Below are 23,853 nucleotides of genomic sequence, written 5' to 3'. Positions count from 1 at the left end.
CCGCGCGGGAGCGCCCGGGTGCGCGGTGCCGCCGCGGCGATCCACGGGTCCCGTTCGGTGCCACCATGCGTGCGCGATCAAGAGACATCAGCGCACGGAGGAGAGGTGGGGACGTGACCCCTCAGGTGGTCGACGAAGCGGCACGGCGCCTTCCCGAGCGGCAGAAGCCGAAGGCGCCCGCGGCGAAGCACGAGCCCGCGGTCCCGCCGGAACCCACGCGGGCGGATGCCGAGTTGCTGATCGCCGCGTCCGTGCTGCTGGCGGACGCGGCGCTGACGGCGCGGCAGGCCGGCGCGGAGCTGACGGGCGCCCTCGGCAGCTGGCGCCTCGGACTGGAGGCACTGCGCCGCCCCGCCTGGGCGCTCGGCGCCGCCTTCTCCTGTGCCAGGGCGCTGACCAGCCCGGCCGGCCTCGGGTTCGGGGCGAACGGCGGCCTCGTCGGTGAACTGGCCCGGTTCGCCGGGAGCGTGACGTACCGCAGGCCCGCCAAGGTGGCCATGGCCGTGGACGCCTTCGCCCTCCGGATCCGCGCGGCCGCCGCCGAGCACCCGAACCTGGCGGCGCCGGCGGCCCGGCGCCTGACCGACGCGATGGTCGCCGGGAACCGGATCGAGGCACTGCGCGCCCTGCACGGGCTCGTCGAACGGCTGGGCATCACCCGCGCCCTGACCACCGTGAGCCCCGTCATGATGGAGCTCCTGGCCCTGCTCGGGCTGCTCGACGAGAACCCGGTCAACGACGGCTTCTCCTGGGTCACCCTCGCCGGCGGGGTTCCGACCACCGATCCCTTCCTGGGGCTGCCGAGTTCGCTGATCAAGTACCTCAACCCCGGCCCGGGACGGGCCGAGCGGGCCGAGCCGGACTCCATCCTGGCCAAGGTCCTCGCCACCTCCCGCAACGACGTCGTCAGCTACATCAACGACATCGGCGCCCTCGGCAACCACGGACTGGCCCTGCTGCGCCGCGTCCGGTGCGCCGACGGGGCCGAACGCCACGTGCTCCTGCTGCCCGGCACCAGCTTCGCGCTGCTCAGCAACAGCACGCCCCAGGACGTGATCGGCGCGTTCGACGGCTGCCTGCGCACCGACACCACCTACACGCGCGCCGTCCGCAACCTCGTGGAACGGGCGGGCGTGCCCGCCGGATCCGAACTGATGATCATCGGCCACAGCCTCGGCGGACTGACCGCGATGAACCTGGCCTCGGACCCGGTGTTCGCCTCGACCTACCGCCTCACCCACGTGATCGCGGTGGGCTCCCCGATCGACAGCAAGCGGCCCGCCGACCACGCCACCCGGGTGATCAGCCTCGTCAACGAGCACGACGTGATCCCGACGCTGGACGGGCGCGGACCGGCTTCGCCCAACGACATCCCCGCCGACTGGATCGAACTGTCCTGGCTCGACGAGTCGTACGACTACCCGCTGTCGCACGCCCCGCAGGCCTACTCCGACAGCCTGCGCGGCCCGATGGCCCACCACCGGGAACGCGTCAACGGGCTGATCGGGGCCTACGAGGGCGAGATCACCGGCAACCAGCCGTACATGCTGCGCGACAAGTGACCGCGAGGGAGAGGGAACGACCGATGACCGACGAAGACACCCGCGACACCCGCGACACCCACGACGGCCACGACGGCCACGAGGACGGCGAGGCCCGCACCACGACGGCGGTGCGGGGCCCCGCGGCCGCCTGGCCGCTGGAGAACGCCCTGTTCAGCGCCGCCGTACTGGCCCGGCGGCTGCCCTGGGCGGACGCGCCCGCCCGCGCCCTGGGCCTGGACCCGCTCACCCACGAGGGGATGACCCGCGCGCTGCTCGGGCACCTGAAGCGCACCCGGTCCGGGCGGCCCGTACGGCTGCGCACACCGTTCGGGTCCTTCCTCGTGCCGCTCCGCCCCGACGACGCCGCGGCCCTGCTCGCGCACGCGGAGCAGCAGGGCGCCCTGGGCGCCGCGAGCGGACTCGACGCCGGGGGACGCCGCTACGGGCTCTCCCCGCACGCCGCCCCCGACGCGTCCCGCGCCCGCGGGGCCACCCCGCCCGCCGACGCACTGCGGGCCCCGGTCCGCGAGGAGGTGGACGGGATCACGGGGGCCCGGCGCGGGGACGGCACCCTCGACTGGCAGGCCTGGCGGGCCGGGACGCTCCGCCTGGCCCGGCGGGTGGTGGCGGGCGCCGCGGCCGCCGAGGACACCCTGCTCAGCGAGGCGCTCGCCGCGGCGACGGCCGCCGTCGGCGGCCGGTCCGGCGAAGCCAGGACCGCGGCCCTGGGCCGCCGGCTCGCGCCGTACCTGACCGACCCGGACCCCGAGTCGCTCGCGGGCCGGCTGTCGCCCGGAGCCGAGGCGGCGGACACTCTGGTCACCTCCGTGGCGCACGCGCTCGCCCTGGTGTCCGGGGCCGTCTCCGTCACCGCGCTCCAGGCCCTGGCCCTGTACGCCGCGGGAGCCGCGGACTCCCCGGAGCGGGCGGTGGCGGAGGCGCTGCGCCGCTGGCCGCCCGTGGCCGCCGCCGTCCACCCGGTGCGGGAACCGTTCGTCTGGCACGACCTGGCGGTGGATGCCGGGACGGAGATCCTCTGCGCCCCCGGGCTGCTGCCGCACGGACCGGGCGCGGACGGCCCGGCGCCCTGGCCGGGGGCGCTGTGCACCGCCCCCGCGGGCTGCGCGTGGGCTCCCTTCGCGGAGCTGGTCGCGACGGAGACCGTACGCGCCGTCCTGGCCGGGGCCCGGCCGGTGCTGATCTCCCCCCGGTTCGGGCCGGACCGGCTGCCCGGCACCCTGGAGCCGGAGGGGCTGCTCGTGGCCCTGACCGACCGCGCGGGCCGGTCCGGCGACGCCCGGGTCACGGTCGGCCTGCCGACGGCGCTGCCGGTCGCCGCCCCCGGCTACGCGCCCGCCTCGTACGCGGCGCTGGCGCAGGCCAGCGCGGACCGGCTGGAACGGCACGCGGAGAGCCTCGCGGCCTGCGCCGGCCACACCGGCTGGAACGGCGACGGGACCGGCGAGCACTTCCGCATGGTGCTCCTCGGGCACGCCGACCGGTGCGCGAAGGCCGCGGCCGACGTACGGCGGGCCGCGCAGCGGCTGGCGGGCTGAGGACCCCGGCCCGGCTCCACCGGCTCCACCGGTCCCCCCGCGGGACCGGTGGGCCGGGCTCCGGGGCCGGACCTACCAGAACGGCGTCTCGCGGCGGCCGACCTCGTGGTCGAGCATGCCCTGCACGGCGGCCTGGGCCTCGGCGCACAGGGTGCGGGCCGCGGCCGTGCGCTCGGCGAGCGACGAGGGCCGCGCGGGCGGCTCGATCGGCTCGCCGATGGTGATGAGCCACTTCGAGGGCAGCGGGAACGCCGGGGTGAGGGGGAAGTACGGCAGGTCGAAGAGGCGCGCCAGGGCCGGGATCTCCCCGAGCTTGGGACACGCCTCCTCGGCGCCGACGATCGCCACCGGTACGACGGGGGCGCCCGCACGGACCGCGGTCACAGCGAACCCGGGACTGAAGGGGCGCAGCCGGTACCGCTCGTGCAGCGGCTTTTCCAGACCGGCGATTCCCTCGGGAAACACTCCTACGAGTTCCCCCGCGTTCAGGTGTTCCAGTCCGAGGGTCGGATCGATCGGGAAGGCGCCTTTCTTGCGCGCGTACGAGCCGAGCACCGGAAAGCGGAAAGTCAGCGGGGCCGCCGGAATGTGCAGGGGGCGGCGCACGCTGCGGGTGAGGACCTTCAGCAGCACGAAGGCGTCCAGCCCCCAGGCGCCGGAATGGTTCGCCACGAGCACCGCCGGGCCTTCGGCCGGCACGTTCTCCAGCCCCAGGACGTCCAGCCGGAACCATTCGTCGACGAGCCAGTCCAGGGTCCGGTCCCACGCGGTCTCGCCCGCCTCGCCGAACAGCCTCCCCAGCACGCGGAATTCGACCGCGGCCGCCTCGATGAAATCGGTCAGGCTTTCGGGCATCGCGGTCTCTCGCTCTCTCCTGTGGCGGATCGTCAACAACCGGCCCCGCCAAGGGTTTTGCGGGAATTCGCCGGCGTGGTAGTTATTCCACCACGAGATCCTCTTCCCCTTTTCCATGCGAGGTGCCGTGACTATTTCCGCGCAGGAATCCGTCATCGACGTGATCACTGAACTGCTCATCGAGACGCTCGAAGTACCGGCCGAGGAGGTGCGGGCGGACGCGCCCATGCGCCTCCTGGTGGAGGACTCGCTCCTCGTGGTCGAGCTGGCCATCGCCCTGGAGGACAGGCTGGGCGTGAAGGTCGACGAGGCGGAGTTCGGCGACTCCACCCTGGCGGAGTTCGCCGACGCCGTGGCGGCCCGCCGGGCGGCCCGCTGAGCCCGGGACCGGCGAAGGTCGAACGCCTGTCGCGCGGGTGAGCCCGCGGCCCGCCCGGCCGCGTTTCCCCTACTTGGCCGGGCCCGTGTCCTCGGGCCATCCGTAGCCGGTGCGCGGCGGCTCGGGTACGCCGCCCACCGCGGCCAGGTCCTTGTCGGCGGCACGCATCAGCTGACCCGCCAGGTCGCGCATCGCCCGGCTCGCGGCCAGCTCGTCACCGATCGCGGGGACCTCCACGTCCGTCGGATTGCAGCGCGCCTGCCCGCGCCCGACCATCGTGGTCCTCCCGTTGTCCAGCACGGCCCGCGCCTTGGTCGTGCCGTCCTCCTCGGTCAGATAGACGCCCACCTGCCATTCCTCGGCGTGTGTCATGACGTGCCTCCTCACACTCCGGTCCCACTGGTTCCAGAATCCCCCCGGTGGGGCCCGTGCGGCCATCCGCGGGCGGGGGCGGTGAGGGTGCCGTCCGAGTCGAGGACGAGGGGCCCGGCGAAGCCGCGGGAGATCCGGCCGAGGAGGTCCCGCAGCCACCGGCAGTCCTCCGGCGGGGGCTCGCGCAGCCGCATCCTCCGGGCCCGGAAGGGGGCGATCCGCAGGGCCCGCAGGGCGCCGCCGTCCGGGTCGAGCGAAGGGAAGTACAGGAGCCGCAGGTCGTCCCGGTAGCGCTCGTGGCCGGTGATGCCCTCGTAGTCGTTGATCAGGTCGCCGCAGCCGTAGGCGATCAGCCTGCCGTGGTACAGCTCCAGCGGCCGGGGATGGTGCGAGGAATGCCCGTGCACCACGTCCGCCCCGCCGTCGACGAGCGCGTGCGCGAAACGCGTCTGGCCGCCGGGGACGCCGTAGCCCCAGTTGGAACCCCAGTGGACCGAGGCGACGACGACGTCGCCGGGCCGTTTCTCCCGCCGGATCCGGGCGGCCACCGAGGCCGCCGCCTCCTCGGACGGCTCGGCCACGTAGTCGACCCCGCTGCGCTCCGCCGTGGCGGCCCAGTCCGGTGGGATCCCGCTGGACGGCATACCGAAGGCCAGGACCAGTACCCGCCCGCCGCCCCGCAGGGGGGCGGTGGCCGTCCGGCGGGCCGCCTCGGCGTCGGCTCCCGCCCCCGCCACGGCGAGGCCGGCACCGGCCAGCACGTCGAGGGTCTGCGCCAGACCGCGCCGGCCGAAGTCGAGGACGTGGTTGTTGGCCAGGACGCACACGTCGGGGCGGGCGGCGGCCAGACAGGGCAGATTGGCGGGGTTCATGCGGTAGTGGACGGCCTTGCCCGGCGCGAAGTCGTCGCTCAGCGTGACGCCGGTCTCCAGGTTGAGCACCACGGCGTCGGGCGCGGCCCGCTCGATGGCCGGCAGCGCGTCGCCCCAGGGCCAGGAGAAGCCGGCCGGCCGGGGGACCGGGCCGTGCGCGGCCTCCGCCAGCTCGACGTAGGAGCGGGCGTCGCGGACGTACGCCTCCGCCAGCGCCGGGTCTCCCGGGTGCGGAAGGATCTGGTCGACGCCTCGCCCGAGCATGACGTCGCCGGCGAGGCACAGTGTGATCAAATCACCCTGCATGCTTCCAGGTTACCGATCTGAACGGGGGAGTTCGGAATGCGCGTGGTGCTGTCGGCGTACGACTCGCGAGGGGGCGTCGAACCGCTCGTCGGGCTCGCGGTGCGGCTGCGGGAACGCGGGGCGGAGGTGCTCGTGTGCGCACCGCCGGACGAGGAGTTCGCGAAGAGACTGGCCGGGGTCGGTGTGGAGATGGTGCCGACCGGGGCGTCGGTGCGGGACCTGGTCACGGGGAAGACCCCGCCGACGCCCGACGGCGTGCCCCGGCGGGCGGCCGAGCTGGTCGCCGCGTTCCACGAGAACGTCACGGCCGTGGCCGAGGGCTTCGACGTACTGGTGGCGACCGGGCTCGTCCCGGCCGTGGCCGGTGTGCGGTCGGCCGCCGAGAAGCTCGGCATCCCGTACGTGTACGCGAGCTACCAGCCGGTGAGTCTGCCGTCGCCGCACCACCCGCCCATCCCGCGGCCGGGCAGGCCGCTGCCCGCCGACGTCACCGACCACCGCGAACTGTGGGACCGGGACGCGCGCGACGCGCAGGAGGTGTTCGGCGAGGCGGTCAACACCCACCGGGCGTCCGTCGGCCTGCCGCCGCTGGACGACGTGCGCGACCACGTCTTCACCGACCGCCCGTGGCTGGCCGCGGACCCGGTGCTGGCCCCGTGGCGGCAGCCGGCCGACCTCGACGTGCTGCAGACCGGCGCATGGGTGCTGCCCGACGAGCGCCCGCTGCCCGCGGACCTGGTGGCCTTCCTGGGCGCCGGCCCGGCACCGGTGTACGTGGGCTTCGGCAGCATCCCCGTGCGCGATCCGGAGGAGGTCGCCGGGGCGGCCGTCGAGGCGATCCGCGCGCAGGGCCGCCGTGCGGTCCTCTCGCGCGGCTGGGCCCGCCTGGCCCGGGTCGACGACCAGGACGACTGCTTCGTCGTCGGCGAGGTCAACCACCAGGCGCTGTTCCGCCGGGCGGCCGCCGTCATCCACCACGGCGGTGCGGGCACCACGACGACGGCCACCTGGGCGGGAGTGCCGCAGGTGCTGGTGCCCCAGGGCGGCGACCAGCCCTATTTCGCCTCCCGGGTCGCCGAGTTGGGCATCGGCACGGCGCACGACGGTCCGGTGCCGACCTTCGAGTCCCTGTCGGCCGCCCTGCGTTCGGCCCTGACGCCGGAGACGGCCGCCCGGGCCGCCGCCGTGGCCGGCGCGTTCCGCACCGACGGGGCGGCGGTGGCCGCGGAGCTGCTGCTGCGGACGTACGGCTCAGACCGTCGCCAGCTGGGGGATCAGGCTTAGCGCGTTGTCGTGGTAGACCCCGGTCAGCTGCTCCGGGGTGAACGCGGGGTCCGCGTCGAGGGCGGGCAGCGCGAGGTCCACCACGGTGTCGGCGGGGGCGGCCGGCCAGTCCGTGCCGAACAGGATGTGTTCGGCGGGCACATGGCCGAGGAGGGCCGCCGCCGGCGCCATCGGCCCCGCGGTGTCGTAGTAGAAGCGGCGCAGGTGGTCGCGGACGGCGCCGGCGTCGACCGGCGGGTCGCAGAACCGTCCCAGGGCCTCGATCCGCGGCGCGATGTACGGCAGGAACCCGCCGGCGTGCGGAAGGATCACCTTGATGTTCGGGAAGCGGTCCAGCGTCCTGCGGCTGATCATGTTCACGGCGGCGCGGGTGGTGTCCAGCAGGAAGTCGCACATGAAGTTCGGGATGCCGGGGACGGCCGCCGCGCCGGGCCGGCTCCCGGGCAGGTTGTGCGGATGGGTGTCCACCACGGCGCCGCAGTCGTCCAGCTCGTGGAACACCCGGTCGTAGGAGGGATCGCCGAGGTACACGCCCGCGTGGTTGGCCGTCACGTTCACCCCGACCGCCCCGAACTGGCCCAGTCCGCGGCGCACGGCCCAGGACGAGGCCTCGGCGTCCTCCAGGAAGAGGGGGGCGTAGAAGGCGAACCGCCCGGGATGCGAGTTCGCCACCTCCAGCATGGACAGGAGCGTGATGTTGACGGCCTCGCGCAGCTGCGCCGTCGAGTGGTACCTCGCCGGAAGCATGGGCTTGAGCACCGCCGTCGCGATGCCCACGCGGTCCATGAAGCGGATCGAGTCCTCGGCGTCGAACCGGGCCCACGGCGGCAGCTTGCGCGGGTCGACCAGCCCGTGGCGCTCGGCCCACTCGCGCCATTCCGGCGCGCAGAAGTGATGGTGCATGTCGATCTTCGCCTGCACCGCGTGGCCGGCCGCGGCCCCGGGCCCGTCCGCCGCCGGTCCCGGCAGATGCAGTTCGGAGGTACTCACAATGTCGGTCATACCGGTCCGCCGTCCGTCCGTATGGGTCTGGATTCTGGATCAGGTTCCTGCCGCGGGTACCGACGCGAATTCCCGCACGACCCGGGACGGGCCCAGGACGAGCCGGAGGTGCTGGAGACCCCGGAACGCCGCCATCGGGCCCTTGATCCACGCGGCCCCGCCCTCCTGCGCGTCGCACAGCCGCATCCCGGGGAAACGCCGCAGGAGGGCGGAGAGCGCGACTTCGAGTTCGAGCCGGGCCAGCGGCGCGCCCAGGCAGTAGTGCGTGCCGTGGCCGAAGCCGAGGTGCGTGCTCTGGAGGCCCTCGCGCGTCACGTCCATGACGTCCGGACGGTCGAACTTCTCCGGGTCCCGGTTCGCGGAGGAGATGGCGATCTGCACCAGTGATCCCGCGGGGATCCGCGTTCCCCGGACCTCGGCGTCCTCGGCCGCGTACCGGAAGGTCGACGTCTCCACCGATCCCTCGAAGCGGACGCTCTCCTCCACCGCCTGCGGGATCAGCAGCGGGTCCGCCCGGAGCCGCTCCAGCTGATCGGGACGCAGCAGCAGGTTGAGGACGGTGTTGCCGATCTGGAACGCGGTCGTCTTGTGCCCGGCGAAGAAGACGACCCACAGGGAGGACAGGAGCTCCGTCTCGTCCAGCCCCTCCTCCGCCCGGATCAGGTCGCTCAGGAAGCAGTCCGAAGGGTGCTCGCGCGTGTGCGCGATCAGCCGCGAGAAGCGGCCGCGCAGCCACTCCTCGGCCGCCAGCAGCTCGGCCTTCAGCCGGGGGTCGAACCGGGAGCGAGCCACGATCGAGAACTGTTCGGTGATCTCGGCGCGTTCGCCGTCGGGGATGCCGATCAGCTCGCACAGGACCGCGATGGGCAGCGGGAACGCGAACCGCGACATCAGGTCGACCGGTTCGGTGCCCTCGCACGCGTCGAGGAGCCGCTCGGCGATCGCGGTGATCCCCGCCCGCATCTCCTCCACCCGGCGGGGCGTGAACGCCGTCCGCAGGCTCCGCCGCAGCCGGGTGTGCCGGGGCGGGTCGGCGAACAGCACGTTGTCGTCCAGGGCGTCGAAGACGCTGCCGTACACCGCGTGGTAGGTGTCGAGCGCGCCGTGCATGTCCTTGCTGAACCGCGGGTCCGACAGGGCGTCCCGGGCGTCGTCGTAGCGGGTGATGAGGTACGTGTCGATCCCGTGCGGAGGCGTCAGCCTGCACACCGGCGCCTGCTCGCGCAGAGCCGCGTAGGCGGGATGCGGACACGTCCGGTATCCCGGAGCCCCGGCGGCCACGGCCGCCACGATCTCCTCGAGGCCGTCGCCACCCGCCGGTGCCGTCTTCTCCTGCGCCATGCTCCGCACCTTCCGTCACACTCGCGTTTCGGCGACACACCGGTTCCCTGCGGGGACGGCGGGCGAAACGTCGGCGGTCCCGTTCGAGTGGTCTTGTCCGCCCGGGACGCGGGCCCCTCGTGCGCGGTGGCCCGCGAGGGTGCGCGCCCGGCGGTCGGCCGATCGGCCGTCAGCCGTCCGGTCCGGCGGTGTGGCACGCCCGGGCGGCAGGGGACATGCATCCAGTCCACCCGACCCGTTCGTTCGGCCAGCGTTCCAAGGAGTCCGCGCATGCTCCGAAGCCTCGCCCTGGTGCTCACGACAGCCGCCTCGCTCGCCCTGCCGGCACCCGCCGCCCACGCCGCCGCCCCCGGCGCTTCCGCCGCCGCTTCCGCCGTCTCCGACGCGGACGCCGCCCTGGCCGCCGCGGCACGCGCCGCCGTCTACCGGGCGACCGCCCGCTACCAGCGGCACTCCGAGGCGGTGCGGGCCGGCTACGTGCCGGACAAGTACTGCGTCGCCAACCGCAGCGGTGCCGGCGCACTCGGCTACCCGCACTTCAACCACGCCTACGACAACTCCGTCGACCCGGCCAGACCCGCCGCGCTGTACTACGAGGACGACGGACACGGGGGCAAGCGCCTCGTCGGCGTCCAGTGGGTGGTCTACGACCGCGACCAGGACCCGGCCACGGCCGACGACCGCCCCGCCATGTTCGGCAAGCCCTTCACGGGCCCGCACCGCGGCAACTTCCCCGGCCAGCCGGTCCACTACGCCCTGCACCTGTGGCTCTGGAAGAAGAACCCCCTCGGGACGTACGAGACCTTCAACCCGGCGGTGACCTGCCTCCCCGGCACCACGCGTCCCGCCCCCGCGCCCCCGGCGTAGTGCGGCACCCGCCGGGAGCGGCGGACGTCCTCGGGGCCGGCAGTACGCCGAGGACCGCCGTGGCCTGGCTGCCCCCGGCGGAGCTGTGGCCCGTGATCCAGGGCATCCGCGAGGAACACGATCCGCAGATCCGCCGGTGGCCCCCGCACGTGAACCTCCTCTTCGGCTTCGTCCCGGAGTCGGAGTTCGAGGCGGCCGCCGGGCCGCTGGGGGCCGCGGCGGCCGAGTGCGAGCCGTTCGGCGCGCGGCTCAGCGGGGTGCGCAGTTTCCGGCACCGGGCCGGTGCGACCGTCTGGCTGGACCCCGCCGCGGCCGGCCCGGCCCCCTGGACCGCGCTCGAACGCGCCCTGGTGGAGCACTTCCCGCTCTGCCGGGGCCGCGCCCCCCGCTTCACCCCGCACCTCTCCCTCGGCCGGACCCGGGACCCGCGCCGGCTGGCCGCGGAGTGCGCCGCACGGCTGGGCAGCACGCCGGTGCGGGTCGACGAGCTCGTGGTGCTCTCGCGGCGCGGCGCCGAGCCGATGCGCCGCCGCGCCACCGTCGCCCTCGGCACGGGCGACGTGCGCTGGGAGGAGCCGGCCCCCGGCGCCCCGGGCACACCCCCGTCGCACCGGCAGCACGCCGCCTGGGCCGTCCTGACCGTGCGCATTGGGCCGGGCGGGGGACCCGGCGCGCACCTGGACCTCGTACGGGAACGGCTTCCCGGACTGCTGGCGGCCCTGACGCGGGCGGGAACGGCCGACGCCGAGGCGTGGCCGCGGCCGTTCGAGACCCTCCCGGACGGGGCACGCCTGGCGGTCGGCCTCGGACGCAACCCGCCGGACGCGGCCCGGCTCGCCGAGATCACCGCCGACTGGGCGGACCGGCCGCCCGGTGTGGAGATCGGCCGGGCCGAGGGCGGAGCCGTCCCCACGCTCGGCTGACCGCCGTACGCCGCGGCCATTACCGTCCTTTCCCGGCCATGCGCAAGGTGTTCGGCCAGGATTTCCGTGACGACGGACTAAAATGGCGGGCTGTTTGGCGCTGGATCGGAACAACCCGGGCAGACCCGGTCTCCACCGGCGACCCGGACGTTTCCGGGAACGAGACGCGAGGGCCGATGGCAGCCACACCTCACAGCGGTGCGTTCGTTTCGCTCGGTGACAGGGAGAACGACGGGGAGAACCGGGAGGAGTCCGGCAAATCTGCCCGGTTCTTCGCCGGGCCGGCCGCCCCGAAGCGCACCCTCGTGGACATCTTCGAGGCCTCTGTGCGGGACCACCCCGAAGAGCCCGCCCTCGACGACGGCACGGCCCAGCTGACCTACCGCGCGCTCGCCGTCGAGGTCGAGCGCCTGCGGGTCGCCCTCGCGGCGGCCGGGGTCGGGCTCGGCGACCGGGTCGGCGTCCGCGTGCCGTCCGGCACCAACGAGCTGTACGTGGCGATCCTCGCGGTGCTGGCGGCGGGCGCCGCGTACGTCCCCGTCGACGCCGAGGACCCGGACGAGCGGGCCGACCTGGTCTTCGGCGAGGCCGGGGTGCAGGCCGTGATGGGCGCCGGACGGCGCATCGACGTCGTCGGCCCGGCAGGCACCAGCGCTCCCACCCGTCCCACGCGTCCCACCGGTCCCGCCGGGGGCCGGATCGTCGCGCGGCCCGGCCCCGAGGACGACGCGTGGATCATCTTCACCTCCGGATCCACCGGCAAGCCCAAGGGCGTCGCCGTCACCCACCGTTCCGCCGCCGCCTTCGTGGACGCCGAGGCCGCGCTGTTCCTCACCGAGGAGCCGATCGGCCCCGGCGACCGCGTCATGGCCGGACTGTCCGTCGCCTTCGACGCCTCCTGCGAGGAGATGTGGCTGGCCTGGCGCTACGGCGCCTGCCTGGTCCCCGTCCCCCGCTCCCAGGTGCGCAGCGGCGCCGACCTCGGCCCCTGGCTGGTGGAGCAGGAGATCACCGTGGTCTCCACCGTCCCCACCCTGGCCGCGCTCTGGGAGCCCGAGGACCTCGGCGAGGTCCGGCTGCTGATCTTCGGCGGCGAGGCCTGCCCGCCCGAACTGACCCAGCGCCTCGTCACCGAGGGCCGCGAGGTCTGGAACACGTACGGCCCCACCGAGGCGACCGTCGTCGCCTGCGCCTCGCTCCTGACCGGCGAGGAGCCCATCCGCATCGGGCTCCCGCTGAACGGCTGGGAACTGGTCGTGGTCGACGAATCGGGCGAGCCCGTGCCCATGGGCGGCAGCGGCCAGCTCGTGATCGGCGGCGTCGGCCTGGCCCGCTACCTCGATCCCGAGAAGGACGCCGAGAAGTACGCCCCGCTGGAATCCCTCGGATGGGACCGCGCCTACCGCAGCGGGGACCTCGTCCGGGCCGAACCCGAGGGCCTGGTCTTCCTCGGCCGGGGCGACGAGCAGATCAAGCTCGGCGGCCGCCGCATCGAGCTCGGCGAGGTGGACGCGGCGCTCCAGGCCCTGCCCGGCGTCGCCGGCGCGGCCGCGGCCGTGCGCACCGCCCGCAGCGGCAACCAGCTGCTGGTCGGCTACCTGGTCACCCAGGACGGCTGGGACCGCGCCGACGCGGTGGAGCGGCTGCGCGCCGAGCTGCCCGCGGCCCTCGTCCCGCTGCTCGCGCCCGTCGCGGAACTGCCCACCCGTACGTCCGGCAAGGTGGACCGCGACGCGCTGCCCTGGCCGCTGCCCGACCTGGAGACCACCGGCCCCGCCGAGCAGCTGTACGGCACCGAGGCCTGGCTCGCCGAGCAGTGGAGCGAGACCCTCGGGGTGGCCGTCACCAGCGGCACCGACGACTTCTTCGCCATCGGCGGCGGCAGCCTCGCCGCCGCGCAGCTCACCACCAGGCTGCGCACCCGCTACCCGAGCGCCGCCGTACTCGACATCTACCAGCAGCCCGTGCTGCGCAAGCTGGCCCGCCGCCTGGAGAAGTCCGTACAGGAGGACGGCGCCGCCCGCACCGTCGCCCCGGTGCCGCGCCGCGCCCAAGTGGTGCAGTCGCTGCTGCTGCTCCCGCTGTTCACCGTGGTCGGCCTGCGCTGGACGGTGGCGCTGCTGGCGCTGGGCAACGTACTGCACCTGCTCGGGCCCTACCCGTGGGCGCCGACCGCCTCCTGGTGGCTCGTCGCCGCGGGAGCCGTGCTGCTGTTCAGCCCGCCCGGCCGGCTCGCCGTCGCGGCCGGCGGCGCGCGCCTGCTGCTGCGCGGGGTGAAGGCCGGACGCCACCCGCGCGGCGGCAGCGTCCACCTGCGGCTGTGGACGGCCGAGCGGCTCGCCGAGTACGCCGGCGCCACGTCGCTCACCGGTTCCTGGCTGGAACGTTACTCGCGGGCGCTCGGAGCGAAGGTCGGCCCCGAGGTGGACCTGCACTCGCTGCCCCCGGTGACCGGCATGCTCAGGCTCGGCCGCGGCTGCGCCGTGGAGTCCGAGGTGGACCTCTCCGGGTACTGGCTGGACGGGGACCGCCTCGTGATCGGCCCCGTCAAGGTCGGCGCGGGCGCCGTGGTCGGCACCCGCAGCCTGCTCTTCCCCGGCGCCCGGGTCGGCAAGCGGGCCGAGGTGGCCCCCGGTTCCGCCGTCGCCGGACAGGTCCCCACCGGCCAGCGCTGGGCCGGCGCGCCCGCCGTCAAACTGGGCCGGGCCAAGCACAACTGGCCCGGGGAACGCCCCCCGCGGGGGCTTGCCTGGCGGGCCATGTACGGGCTGACCGGCCTCGGCCTCACCGCCCTGCCCCTGCTCGCCGCACTGCCCGCCCTGCTCGTCGCGAGCCGGTTCGTCCCCTCCGGCGCCGGGCTCGCCGACGCGACCCGGGGCGCGCTGACCGCCGTGGTGCCGGGCGCGCTGGCCTACGGATTCGCCTACGCGCTGCTCCTGCTGGTCTCCGTACGCCTGCTCAGCCTCGGCCTGCGCACGGGAAGCCACCCCACGCACAGCAGGGTCGGCTGGCAGGCCTGGACCGTCACCCAGCTGATGGACCTGTCCCGGGAGACGCTCTTCCCGCTGTACGCGGGGCTGATCACCCCGGTGTGGCTGCGGCTGCTCGGCATGAAGATCGGCCGCGGCGCGGAGGTCTCCACCGTGCTCGCCCTGCCGAGCCTCACCACCGTCGGCGAGGGCGCCTTCCTCGCCGACGACACGCTGACCGCCCCCTACGAGCTGGGCGGCGGCTGGATGCGGATCGGACACTCCGAGATCGGCCGCCGCGCCTTCCTCGGCAACTCCGGAATGACCGCCCCCGGCCGGACCGTGCCCGACGACGGGCTGGTCGGCGTCCTGTCCGCCACCCCGAAGAAGGCCAAGAAGGGCAGCTCCTACCTGGGCCTGCCCCCGGTCAGACTGCCCCGCTCCACGGCCGAGGCCGACCGGAGCCGGACCTACGACCCGCCCGCACGCCTGCTGTGGGCGCGCGGACTCGTCGAACTGTGCCGCCTGGTGCCGGTCTTCTGCTCGGCCGCGCTGGCCGTGCTCACCGCGGCGGCGCTCTGCGCCCTGGTCACCGCCGGGCCGGGCCGGTGGGGGACCGCGCTGCTGTCCGGGGCCGTCCTGCTCGCCGCCGGCCTGGCCGCCTGCCTGGTCTCGGTGGCCGCGAAATGGCTCCTGGTCGGCCGGCACCGCACGGGGGAGCACCCGCTGTGGAGCGGCTTCGTCTGGCGCAACGAACTCGCCGACACCTTCGTCGAGGTGCTGGCCGTGCCGTGGCTGGTCGGATCGGTCCCCGGCACCCCGCTGCTGGGCCTGTGGCTGCGCGCCCTGGGGGCCCGGATCGGCCGGGGCGTGTGGTGCGAGAGCTACTGGCTGCCCGAGACGGACCTGGTCACGCTGGGCGACGCGGCCGGGGTGAACCGGGGCTGTGTGTTGCAGACCCACCTCTTCCACGACCGGATCTTGAGGACGGATACTGTGGTTCTCCGCGAGGGCGCCACCCTGGGCCCGGGCGGCATCGTCCTGCCCGGGAGCACGGTCGGGGCCCGCAGCACGCTGGGGCCCGCATCGCTCGTGATGGCCGGGGAATCGGTCCCCGCCGACACCCGCTGGCTGGGCAATCCGATCGAGGCGTGGCGCTCCTGACCGGGCGGCCCGCACCAGCACGCCGTACGAGCACAGCGCAGGGAGCGGAACCGGCAGTGAGCGGCCAGCAGACAGCGGTAGCGGACCCGTACTTCCCGGCCAACGGCGATGCCCGTTACCGCGTGCACCGGTACGAACTAGCCCTGGAATACCGGCCCGGCCCCAACCGGCTGGCCGGGACGGCCCGGCTCAGCGCGATCGCCGGGCGGGCGCCGCTCACCGAGTTCCACCTGAACCTGGCGGACTTCCGCATAGGCCGCGTCCTGGTGAACGGCCGGGCCCCGCACTACACCCACCGGGGCGGGAAGCTCCGCGTCCGGCCGGCCAAGCAGGTCCCCGCGGGCGCCGCCTTCACCGTGGAAGTGCACTGGTCGGGCAACCCCAAGCCCGTGCGCAGCCCCTGGGGCGGCCTCGGCTGGGAGGAGCTGACCGACGGCGCGCTCGTGGCGAGCCAGCCCGTCGGCGCACCCTCCTGGTACCCGTGCAACGACCGGCCCGCCGACAAGGCCTCGTACCTGATCTCGGTCAACATCCCCTCCGCCTACACGGTGGTCGCCGGCGGCCGGCTGCTCACCCGCACCACGAAGGCCAGCACGACGACCTGGGTGTACGAGCAGTCCGCGCCGACCTCCAGCTACCTGGTCGGCCTGGCCATCGGCATGTACCAGACGGTGCTGCTCGGCGACCCGGGACTCGGCGGGGTCCCGCAGAGCGCGTACGTGCCGGCGCACCTGCTGCCGCGGTTCTCCCGGGACTTCGCCCGGCAGCCCGCCATGATGCAGCTCTTCGGGGAACTCTTCGGGCCCTATCCCTTCGGCGAGTACGCGGTGGTCGTCGCCGAGGAGGAGCTCGACGTCCCGGTGGAGGCCCAGGGGCTCTCCCTGTTCGGCGTCAACCACGTGGACGGGGCACGCGGCTCGGAGCGCCTCATCGCGCACGAGCTCGCGCACCAGTGGTTCGGCAACAGCGTGAGCATCGCCGACTGGCGGCACATCTGGCTGAACGAAGGCTTCGCCAAGTACGCCGAATGGCTCTGGTCGGAGCGCTCCGGAGGCCGCAGCGCGCAGGAGCTGGCGTCCGTCGCGCACCGGCTGCTGGCCTCGGAGCCGCAGGACCTGAAGCTGGCCGACCCGGGCCGCAAGCTGATGTTCGACGACCGGCTGTACGAGCGCGGAGGCCTCGCCGTGCACGCGGTCCGCGTCGCCCTGGGCGACGGCGCCTTCTTCCGCATGCTGCGCGACTGGGCGTCCGTGCACCGGGGCGGAGCGGTGACCACGGCCGGCTTCACCGCCCATGCGGCCCGCTACGCGGACGAGCCGCTGGACGACCTGTTCAGGGCATGGCTCTACGAGCCGTCCCTGCCGCCGCTGCCGGTGGCCTAGCCGTCGGCGTCGTGGGGCTGCCGGGGGCGCGGGCGGGCGGCTACGACCGCGACGTCGTCCTCGGCGTGCAGGGCGTCGAGCCCGTCGCAGACGGTGTCCACCACGTCCAGGGGCCGCGCACCCGCGCTCATGCGGAGCGCGGTGAGCCGGGCCAGCGAGGCGTCGATGTCCTCGCCACGTCGTTCCACCAGGCCGTCCGTGTACAGCAGCAGGGTCTGCTCGGGGCCGATCGGGCGGGCGAGGGCCTCGTACCCCCCGACGCCGGTGCCGAGCGGCGGACCGACGGGGACGTCCAGCAGCTCACCCGTACCACCGCCGGTGAACATGGCGGGCGGCAGGTGCCCGGCACTGGCGAACACGGCCGTGCCGCGCGCCGGGTCGACCCGGACGACGAGACAGGTCGCGGGGCGGCGGGTCCCGTCCGCCGCGGACAGCGCGTCCAGCTGGCGCAGCACCCGGTGCGGGGCCAGGTCGGTGGCGGCGATCTCGCGCAGGACGGCGCGGTACGCGTTCATGTCGACGGCGGCGTCCAGGCCGTGCCCCATGACGTCCCCGACCACCAGCAGGGTGCGGCCGAAGTGCAGCCGGACCGCTTCGAACCAGTCGCCGCCGACGAGGGCGCGCCCGCCGAGGGGCAGGTAGCGGCTGGCGATCTCCAGGTTCGGGTGCGGCCGGCCCGGCTCGGCCACCAGCGCCAGCTGAAGGTCGACCGCCGTCCGCTCGGCGGCCGCCAGCCGCCGGGCGTGTCCGATGTGGATGCCCGCGAGCCGCGCCGCGACGCGCAGCGTCGCCAGCTCGTCCGCCCCGAAGCCCGCGTTCGCCCGGGCCGCCAGCACCCTCCCGTGGACCTCGCCGCGGGCGGCCAGCGGCACCCGGACCACGTGCCCGGCCGCACCGGCGGCGTGCCCCTCCCGGGACCGCATCACGGGCCGCCCCTCGTCCGGCGTGGGGGCCGGGCCCTCCAGCAGCCCGGTCGCGCCCTGCGCGGCGACGCGCTCGTGCCCCGCACCGCTGCCGGACAGCTCCACCGCCGCGGCGTCGCACAGCGTGCGGACCAGGAAGGCGGCCAGCTCCCGGCAGGTCTCCCGCTCGTCGCAGGACGTCCCGATCCGCTCCAGGGCCTCTTCCACGGCCCGCAGCCGCGACGCCTGCCCGTCCCGCTCGGACATTCCACCAGCGTGCACCAGTTCCGGGAGATCAGCAGTGCGCGTGCGCCGGCCGCCCGGGCCCGGCTCGGCGGATCCCGCGGATCCCGCGGATCCCGCCGGATCGTCATCGGGCGGCAAAGTCTTGCCCGGGCCGCGTGACCAGGCTCCGGCCTGCGCGTTTCCCCCGACGTGACGCTCGACGACCTGTACACCAGCATCGTGGCCGAGGAGATCGACTCCCCGGCCGAACCCGAACGCCTGCCCCTCCTCACCCGCGCGGAGGCCGACCTCGCCCTCGCCGTGCTCGACGTCGTCGCGGGCGGCCCCATGGACGACGAGGTACGGTCCACCGCCCGGGCCCTGTGCTCGCGGCTCGGCCCGCGCCTGTGTTCGGAAGGACCGCATTCCGGCTTGACCTCCAGGTAGGTGGAGGTTGCAGGCTTGGATCATGAACATCCGGCCAGCAGAGACCGGGGGCGCACCGACCGCCGCCCCCACCACCGACCACCCGGCCCCCGGGGCGCGCCCGGAGGACCGGCCCGCGGACTTCCTCCCCGTGCCCGACCCCAGCCCGACCGATCACCGGCCCGACCGGTGGTCCGGCGAACTGCTCGACCTCGACGCGTATCTGGCCCGGATCGGGTACGACGGCCCCCGCGAGCCCACCGTCGCCGTCCTGCACGGCCTCCAGCGCGCCCACACCACCGGCATCCCCTTCGAGAACGTCCACGCCCTCCTCGGCCGGGACCTGCCGCTCGACCTGCCCTCCATCGAGGCCCGCCTCGTCCGCGACCGCCGCGGCGGCTACTGCTTCGAGCACGTCCTCCTCTTCGCCGCCGCCGCCGAACGGCTCGGTTTCCACGTCACCGGCATGATCGGGCGGGTCAGCCTCGGCGCGCCCAAGGTCCTCCCCGCCACGCACGGCCTGCTCGCCGTGACCGCCTGCGACGACGACCGCGAGTGGCTGTGCGACGTGGGTTTCGGGGCCGGTCCCCTCGGCCCGGTCGAACTCGCCGACGGCGCCCACGTCGCGTACGACGGCTGGCGGCACCGGCTGGAACGGAGGCCCGGCGCCCACGGCATCGACCAGTGGTGGCTGTACCAGACGGCCCCCGGCCCGGCCGGACCGGACGACGACCCCGAGCGTGCCCGGACCCCCTGGATCGACCGCCACACCTTCACCCTCACCGCCCAGTACCCGATCGACTACGTCGTCGGCAGCCACTTCGTGGGCACGCACGAGCGCTCCCCCTTCGTGCGCCGCCTCTTCGCGCAGCGCATGAGCCCGGCCGTCCACCACAGCCTGGACGACCTGAAGCTCGTCACCACCCGCCCCGACGGGACGAGCACCACCGAGGAGATCGCCCCCGAGGCCCTGGACGCGACGCTGCGGGAGGTGTTCGGGATCGCCCTCACGGAGGAGGAGCTGCGCGAGATCGCCGCACGGCGGCCGGCCGCGGCCGTGGGCCCCGCTCGGTAACCACGGCCCGAGCCGGCCGGCCGGGGCCGGCCCGGCGCACTTCCCGCCGCGCAACTCCTGAGGTCTTCGCATAATGGATGGACAGATCAGCGGGTGGAAGGGGACGTCTCGTGCCATCGGCTCGGCCGGGGGGCGCGCAGGCTCACGGTCCGCTCCGGTCCGAACCGGGGACGCTGCTCGAACGCGTGCCCGTCGCCGTCTTCGGCCTCGACGACGACGACCGGGTCTGCCACTGGGGGCCCGGCGCGCGGGAACTCTTCGGCTACGACCCCATCGACGTCCTGGCGAAGCCCGGCGCCGTCCTCTTCGCCGACGGGACCCACGGCTCCTCGGAGGACTGCACCCGGCTGGCGCGGCGCGGCCGGAGCCAGGGTTACTGGAGGGGCAGGCTCCAGGCCCGGCACCAGGACGGCCGCGGCTTCCCCTGCGGCTTCCGGGCCTTCGCCGTGACTGCGGCCGGAGGCCCTTCCGTGGTGATGGTCCTGGCGAGCCGCAGCGACGAACTCGACCGGGTCAAGACCAACCTCGCCTTCCTCGACGCCCTCTTCGAGAACTGCCCCATCGGCCTGGTCATGCTCGACCCGGACCTGCGGTACGTCCACCTCAACCAGGCGCTCGCCGACATGGACGGCCTCTCCATCGAGGCGCACCTCGGCCGGCGCATGGACGAAATCATGATCATGTCCGACGGCGGCGAGTACCAGCGCATGCTCCGCGCCGTCGCCCAGGGCGGGGATCCGGTCGTCGGCGCCCTGGTGGGAACGCGCCCGCGAGGACATCCGGACCGCGACCAGGTCCGCTCGGTCAGCTTCTTCCCCCTCAGCCAGGCCGTCGGCTCCCGCCCCGGCGTCGGCGGGCTGATGGTGGACGTCACCGACCGGGAACGGGCCATCCTGGAAGCCACCGCCAGCCGCCACCGCCTCGCCCTGCTCGACGGGGCCTCCACGCGCATCGGGACCACCCTCGACGTGAACCTCACGGCACAGGAACTGGTCGACGCGTCGATGCCCGGCTTCTGCGACGGCGCGGTGGTCGAGATCGTGGAATGGATGGACGAGTCCGAGGACTTCGACCCGGACCTGCCGCTGATCACCCGCAGGATCGCCTCCGGGACGATCCTTCCCCCGCCCGCCGTGGAACTCGTGAGCGGGGTGGGCAAGGTGCGCTATCCGCCGGGCTCCGTCATCCACGACATGCTGAGCACCGGCCGCGCCATCTCCGCCGAGGTGAACTCCGAGTTCCTGGCCCGGACCGTCCTCACCGAGTCGCGCACCCGGATCATGGCCGAGAGCGGGGTGGCCTGCGTGCTCGTCGCCCCGCTCATCGCCCGGGACACCGTCCAGGGGATCGCCATGTTCGGCCGCTCCGCTGAGCGGCCGGCCTTCACCCGGGAGGACGTGCTCCTCGCCGGCGAACTCGCCTCGCGCGCCGCGATCTGCCTGGACAACGCCCGCCTGTACAGCCGTGTCCAGGACATCGCCCTCACCCTCCAGCGGGCCCTGCTGCCCCGCGCCCTGGAGACCGGACCGCACATGGACGTGGCGCACCGGTACGTCCCCGGAAGCCGGATCACCGAGGTCGGCGGCGACTGGTACGACGTGACCAGCCTGCCCGACGGCCGGGTCGCCCTCGTCGTGGGCGACGTGATGGGGCACGGGGTGTCGGCCGCTGCCTCCATGGGCCGCCTCCGCATCACCGCCGACGCCCTGGCCGGACACGTCGACGACCCCGCCGAGCTGCTGGCCGAGCTCGACGCCTGCGCCCAGGTGGCCGGGATCGAGCTCGCGACCTGCCTGTACATCGTCTACGACCCGACGAACGGCCACGCCCGCATCGCCGGCGCCGGCCACCCCCCACCCCTGCTGCTGCGCCCCGACGGCACGGTGGAGACCATCGGCGCGGACGCGGGCGTACCGCTCGGCGTCGGCGGCTTCCCCTTCCGCACGACCGAGATCGAGCTCCCCGCCGACGCGACCCTCGCCCTCTACACCGACGGCCTCATCGAGGCACGCGGCCGGGACATCGACACCGGTCTGGACGCCCTGCGCGCCGAACTCGCCGGACCAGCGGGAACGTTGGAGGCCGTGGCGGACCGCATCCTCGCGAACCTGCTGCCCATCCCGCCGACCGACGACACCGTCCTCGTCCTGGCCCGCGTCCGCCGCGCCCCCTGAACTTGGCACCGGCCGCCCGGTCGCCGGGCGACCCCTCGCGGGCGATACTGGATGTCACGCCGCGTGGAGGCGACATGCGCGAAACGGAGCACGGCGGCCCGGGCCCGGCCCCGGCGCCCGCCGGCGGCACGGCAGCGGTCGTGCTGGACGACGCGGGCGTGGTCGTGGCCTGTTCCGAAGCGGCCGCGAGTCTGCTGGACTGCACGCCCGGCCGGGTCTGCGTCCCGCTGCTGGCACTGCTCCCGGGCGGGGGATCACCCACGGCCCCGAACGGGCGCCCCGTGACCCCACCCGGCGCGGGCCCGGCCGGCCGCCGTGCCGGACCGGCGTTCGAGCTGGTCGGCCTCGGGGTGCGGGCCGCGGACCACGCCGTCCCCCGCGCGCGGTGGCTGGTGCTGTTGACCCCCGCCGCGACCAGGGCGGAGACCGCCGAGCGGGACGCGGAGCGGCGCCGGGCGGCGCTGGCCCAGGCCGCGATCGCGACCATCGGAACCTCCCTCGACGTCACGGGGATGGCCGAGACCCTGGTGAACCTGCTCGTCCCCGACTTCGCCGACCTGGCCACCGTGGACCTCGCCGAACCGGTACTGGTCGGCGACGAACCGCCGTACCTCGACTCCGGCGGTGACGTCCGGCTGCGCCGGGCCGCCGCCGCGCAGAGCCCGGGGATCTCCGCGGAGGACCTCCTGCCCGTCGGGGAGGCCGTCCCTCCGGTCCCCGACAACGACCTGATGGCTCCCTTCATGGACGGGCTGGCCGTACTGGTCTCCGACGTGTCCGTGCTCCGCACGGCCCTCGGAGTGGACCCCGCGACCCTGCCGCTCTTCATCCCCGGCGGGGCGCACTCCTCCGTGGCGGTGCCGCTCTACGCACGGGGGCTGGTCCTCGGATGCGTGACGGTCTGGCGCGCCCAACTCCCGTCCGCGTTCGCGGAAGAGGACGCCGCCCTCCTCCTGGACGTCGTCTCCAGGGCGGCGATCGGCGTGGACAACGCCCGCCGCTACACCAAGGAGCACCGGTCGGCCGTGGCCCTGCAGCGCAGCCTGCTGCCGACCTCCGCCGTCAACACGCCCGCCGCCGACTCCGCCGGGATCTACCAGCCGGCGGGCGGCGGCGTGGGCGTCGGCGGGGACTGGTTCGACGTGATCCCCCTGCCGTCCCTGCGCGTGGCGTTCGTCGTCGGCGACGTCGTCGGGCACGGCCTCGACGCCACCGCGGCCATGGCGAGACTGCGGACCGCGGTGCAGACCCTGGCCGACCTCGACCTCGACCCGGGCGAACTGCTCACGCACCTCGACGACCTGGTGCTCGGCTTCTCCGACGAGCACACCAGCGGCGCCTCGCCCTCGGAGCGGGCGGTCCTCGGAGCGACCTGCCTGTACGCCGTCTACGACCCGGTGACGAAGAGGTGCACCGTCGCCACGGCCGGACATCCGCCCCCCGCCCTCCTGCCGCCTGCCGGAGAGCCGGTCTTCGTCGGCATGGCGCCGGGGCCGCCGCTCGGCGTGGGCGGAGTGCCCTTCGAGGTCACCGAGTTCGCGGTGGAGCCCGGCAGCCTGCTGGCCTTCTTCACGAACGGGCTCGTGGGCAGCCGCGGCGGCGACATCGAGGAGGGGCTGGAGCGGCTGCGGGCCACGCTCGCGGGCGCCGACCGCACCCGGCCCCTGGAGGAGGTCAGCCAGGGCGTCTTCGACGGAGTGCTCCCCGGCGAACCCGCCGACGACGTCGCCCTGCTGCTCGCCCGCACCCACGCGCTCCCGTCCGCCCGGGTCGCCGAGTGGGAGCTCGAAGCCGATCTGTCGCTCGTGGCCCGCGCCCGTGAGCTGGTGCTACGACAGCTGTCCGAGTGGGAGTTGGACGAGCTGGGCTTCGTGACGGAACTCGTCGCCAGCGAACTCGTGACGAACGCCATCCGCTACGCGGGCGGACCGGTCGGGCTCCGGCTGATCCGCGACCGGGTACTCGTCTGCGAGGTCTCCGACCCCAGCAGCACCCAGCCCCGGCTGCGCCGGGCGCGGGAGACGGACGAGGGCGGGCGCGGCCTCTTCCTCGTCGCCCAGCTCGCCGACCGCTGGGGCAGCCGGTTCACCGGCACGGGCAAGACGATCTGGACGGAGCAGGCCATCGGCGGCCCCCAGATCTGAGCGGCGGCCCGGGATCCGCCACCCGACGCGCCCGTCTGCCCGACAGCTCTGTTCCTTCTGTGGTTACACGTGTAATCTCCGAGTCTTACGA

The 23,853-nt window shown here is 74.6% G+C and carries 18 protein-coding genes; 12 read left to right on the top strand and 6 right to left on the bottom strand.

What is annotated here, in order from left to right; genetic code table 11:
• Positions 1-113 precede the first annotated feature (113 nt).
• A complete protein-coding gene (locus ACZ6Y1_RS02655) occupies positions 114-1,562 on the top strand; it encodes an alpha/beta hydrolase family protein (RefSeq protein ID WP_469621452.1) in 1,449 nt (482 codons plus the stop codon).
• A gap of 23 nt (positions 1,563-1,585) precedes the next feature.
• Positions 1,586-3,100 carry a cytochrome P450 family protein gene (locus tag ACZ6Y1_RS02650; protein WP_469621449.1) on the top strand — a complete coding sequence of 505 codons (1,515 nt, stop codon included), beginning with the start codon at positions 1,586-1,588 and terminating at the stop codon, positions 3,098-3,100.
• Between the two features lie 72 nt (positions 3,101-3,172).
• Here the strand turns inward: ACZ6Y1_RS02650 and ACZ6Y1_RS02645 are convergent, their stop codons facing one another.
• Entirely contained in the window at positions 3,173-3,955 is a 783-nt protein-coding gene (locus ACZ6Y1_RS02645; RefSeq protein ID WP_469621446.1) for a lysophospholipid acyltransferase family protein, read from the bottom strand.
• A gap of 127 nt (positions 3,956-4,082) precedes the next feature.
• Between ACZ6Y1_RS02645 and ACZ6Y1_RS02640 the strand changes: the two genes are divergently transcribed.
• Positions 4,083-4,334 carry an acyl carrier protein gene (locus ACZ6Y1_RS02640; RefSeq protein WP_469621442.1) on the top strand — a complete coding sequence of 84 codons (252 nt, stop codon included), beginning with the start codon at positions 4,083-4,085 and terminating at the stop codon, positions 4,332-4,334.
• Between the two features lie 69 nt (positions 4,335-4,403).
• Here ACZ6Y1_RS02640 and ACZ6Y1_RS02635 read toward each other — a convergent pair whose 3' ends face one another.
• Together ACZ6Y1_RS02635 and ACZ6Y1_RS02630 are read right to left on the bottom strand one after the other, a co-directional pair.
• Positions 4,404-4,706: a DUF1876 domain-containing protein gene (locus ACZ6Y1_RS02635; RefSeq protein ID WP_469621440.1), complete on the bottom strand. Its 303-nt coding sequence runs from the start codon at positions 4,704-4,706 to the stop codon at positions 4,404-4,406.
• A gap of 11 nt (positions 4,707-4,717) precedes the next feature.
• Positions 4,718-5,884, bottom strand: coding sequence for a CapA family protein (locus ACZ6Y1_RS02630; protein ID WP_469621437.1), 1,167 nt, complete (start codon positions 5,882-5,884; stop codon positions 4,718-4,720).
• Between the two features lie 36 nt (positions 5,885-5,920).
• Between ACZ6Y1_RS02630 and ACZ6Y1_RS02625 the strand changes: the two genes are divergently transcribed.
• Positions 5,921-7,168 (top strand): glycosyltransferase, encoded by a 1,248-nt coding sequence (locus tag ACZ6Y1_RS02625; RefSeq protein ID WP_469621432.1) that lies wholly within the window; start codon positions 5,921-5,923, stop codon positions 7,166-7,168.
• On the opposite strand, the gene ACZ6Y1_RS02620 is transcribed toward ACZ6Y1_RS02625, so the two are convergent.
• Together ACZ6Y1_RS02620 and ACZ6Y1_RS02615 are read right to left on the bottom strand one after the other, a co-directional pair.
• Positions 7,136-8,158 carry an amidohydrolase family protein gene (locus ACZ6Y1_RS02620; RefSeq protein WP_469621429.1) on the bottom strand — a complete coding sequence of 341 codons (1,023 nt, stop codon included), beginning with the start codon at positions 8,156-8,158 and terminating at the stop codon, positions 7,136-7,138. The genes ACZ6Y1_RS02625 and ACZ6Y1_RS02620 overlap by 33 nt on opposite strands.
• A 51-nt stretch (positions 8,159-8,209) precedes the next feature.
• Positions 8,210-9,511 (bottom strand): cytochrome P450 family protein, encoded by a 1,302-nt coding sequence (locus tag ACZ6Y1_RS02615; RefSeq protein WP_469621425.1) that lies wholly within the window; start codon positions 9,509-9,511, stop codon positions 8,210-8,212.
• Positions 9,512-9,781: 270 nt separating this feature from the next.
• Here ACZ6Y1_RS02615 and ACZ6Y1_RS02610 point away from each other — a divergent pair, with 270 nt between their 5' ends.
• From ACZ6Y1_RS02610 to ACZ6Y1_RS02595, 4 genes are all read left to right on the top strand, one after another.
• The gene (locus ACZ6Y1_RS02610; RefSeq protein ID WP_469621422.1) at positions 9,782-10,378 is read left to right on the top strand and encodes a hypothetical protein; all 597 of its coding nucleotides are present in this window, start codon (positions 9,782-9,784) and stop codon (positions 10,376-10,378) included.
• A gap of 59 nt (positions 10,379-10,437) precedes the next feature.
• Positions 10,438-11,301, top strand: a complete 864-nt coding sequence (locus tag ACZ6Y1_RS02605; RefSeq protein ID WP_469621419.1) for a 2'-5' RNA ligase family protein — start codon at positions 10,438-10,440, stop codon at positions 11,299-11,301.
• A 176-nt stretch (positions 11,302-11,477) separates the two neighbouring features.
• On the top strand, positions 11,478-15,434 hold the full coding sequence (locus ACZ6Y1_RS02600; RefSeq protein WP_469621414.1) for a Pls/PosA family non-ribosomal peptide synthetase: 3,957 nt from the start codon (positions 11,478-11,480) through the stop codon (positions 15,432-15,434).
• Positions 15,435-15,490: 56 nt separating this feature from the next.
• Positions 15,491-16,816 carry a M1 family metallopeptidase gene (locus tag ACZ6Y1_RS02595; RefSeq protein ID WP_469621410.1) on the top strand — a complete coding sequence of 442 codons (1,326 nt, stop codon included), beginning with the start codon at positions 15,491-15,493 and terminating at the stop codon, positions 16,814-16,816.
• Here the strand turns inward: ACZ6Y1_RS02595 and ACZ6Y1_RS02590 are convergent.
• A complete protein-coding gene (locus ACZ6Y1_RS02590) occupies positions 16,813-17,985 on the bottom strand; it encodes a PP2C family protein-serine/threonine phosphatase (RefSeq protein ID WP_469621407.1) in 1,173 nt (390 codons plus the stop codon). The genes ACZ6Y1_RS02595 and ACZ6Y1_RS02590 overlap by 4 nt on opposite strands.
• Before the next feature lie 168 nt (positions 17,986-18,153).
• On the opposite strand from ACZ6Y1_RS02590, the gene ACZ6Y1_RS02585 reads away from it, so the two are divergent.
• From ACZ6Y1_RS02585 to ACZ6Y1_RS02570, 4 genes are all read left to right on the top strand, one after another.
• On the top strand, positions 18,154-18,390 hold the full coding sequence (locus ACZ6Y1_RS02585; protein ID WP_469621404.1) for a hypothetical protein: 237 nt from the start codon (positions 18,154-18,156) through the stop codon (positions 18,388-18,390).
• 22 nt (positions 18,391-18,412) lie between these two features.
• Positions 18,413-19,444, top strand: a complete 1,032-nt coding sequence (locus tag ACZ6Y1_RS02580; protein ID WP_469621401.1) for an arylamine N-acetyltransferase family protein — start codon at positions 18,413-18,415, stop codon at positions 19,442-19,444.
• Positions 19,445-19,554: 110 nt separating this feature from the next.
• The gene (locus ACZ6Y1_RS02575; protein ID WP_469621398.1) at positions 19,555-21,618 is read left to right on the top strand and encodes a SpoIIE family protein phosphatase; all 2,064 of its coding nucleotides are present in this window, start codon (positions 19,555-19,557) and stop codon (positions 21,616-21,618) included.
• A gap of 74 nt (positions 21,619-21,692) precedes the next feature.
• Positions 21,693-23,762: an ATP-binding SpoIIE family protein phosphatase gene (locus ACZ6Y1_RS02570; RefSeq protein ID WP_469621395.1), complete on the top strand. Its 2,070-nt coding sequence runs from the start codon at positions 21,693-21,695 to the stop codon at positions 23,760-23,762.
• The last annotated feature ends 91 nt before the right edge of the window (positions 23,763-23,853 follow it).

It is taken from the genome of Streptomyces sp. NPDC053432 (genome assembly GCF_055585365.1).
Note: the sequence above shows the minus strand (reverse complement) of the source record. Positions and strands in the feature narration are given on the sequence as shown.

What these genes read in the sequence shown, in the direction of transcription:
- ACZ6Y1_RS02590 (WP_469621407.1), bottom strand. Translation starts at nt 17,985, where the DNA reads ATGTCCGAGCGGGACGGGCAGGCGTCGCGGCTGCGGGCCGTGGAAGAG.
- ACZ6Y1_RS02635 (WP_469621440.1), bottom strand. Translation starts at nt 4,706, where the DNA reads ATGACACACGCCGAGGAATGGCAGGTGGGCGTCTATCTGACCGAGGAG.
- ACZ6Y1_RS02630 (WP_469621437.1), bottom strand. Translation starts at nt 5,884, where the DNA reads ATGCAGGGTGATTTGATCACACTGTGCCTCGCCGGCGACGTCATGCTC.
- ACZ6Y1_RS02650 (WP_469621449.1), top strand. Translation starts at nt 1,586, where the DNA reads ATGACCGACGAAGACACCCGCGACACCCGCGACACCCACGACGGCCAC.
- ACZ6Y1_RS02615 (WP_469621425.1), bottom strand. Translation starts at nt 9,511, where the DNA reads ATGGCGCAGGAGAAGACGGCACCGGCGGGTGGCGACGGCCTCGAGGAG.
- ACZ6Y1_RS02610 (WP_469621422.1), top strand. Translation starts at nt 9,782, where the DNA reads ATGCTCCGAAGCCTCGCCCTGGTGCTCACGACAGCCGCCTCGCTCGCC.
- ACZ6Y1_RS02570 (WP_469621395.1), top strand. Translation starts at nt 21,693, where the DNA reads ATGCGCGAAACGGAGCACGGCGGCCCGGGCCCGGCCCCGGCGCCCGCC.
- ACZ6Y1_RS02600 (WP_469621414.1), top strand. Translation starts at nt 11,478, where the DNA reads ATGGCAGCCACACCTCACAGCGGTGCGTTCGTTTCGCTCGGTGACAGG.
- ACZ6Y1_RS02625 (WP_469621432.1), top strand. Translation starts at nt 5,921, where the DNA reads ATGCGCGTGGTGCTGTCGGCGTACGACTCGCGAGGGGGCGTCGAACCG.
- ACZ6Y1_RS02645 (WP_469621446.1), bottom strand. Translation starts at nt 3,955, where the DNA reads ATGCCCGAAAGCCTGACCGATTTCATCGAGGCGGCCGCGGTCGAATTC.
- ACZ6Y1_RS02580 (WP_469621401.1), top strand. Translation starts at nt 18,413, where the DNA reads ATGAACATCCGGCCAGCAGAGACCGGGGGCGCACCGACCGCCGCCCCC.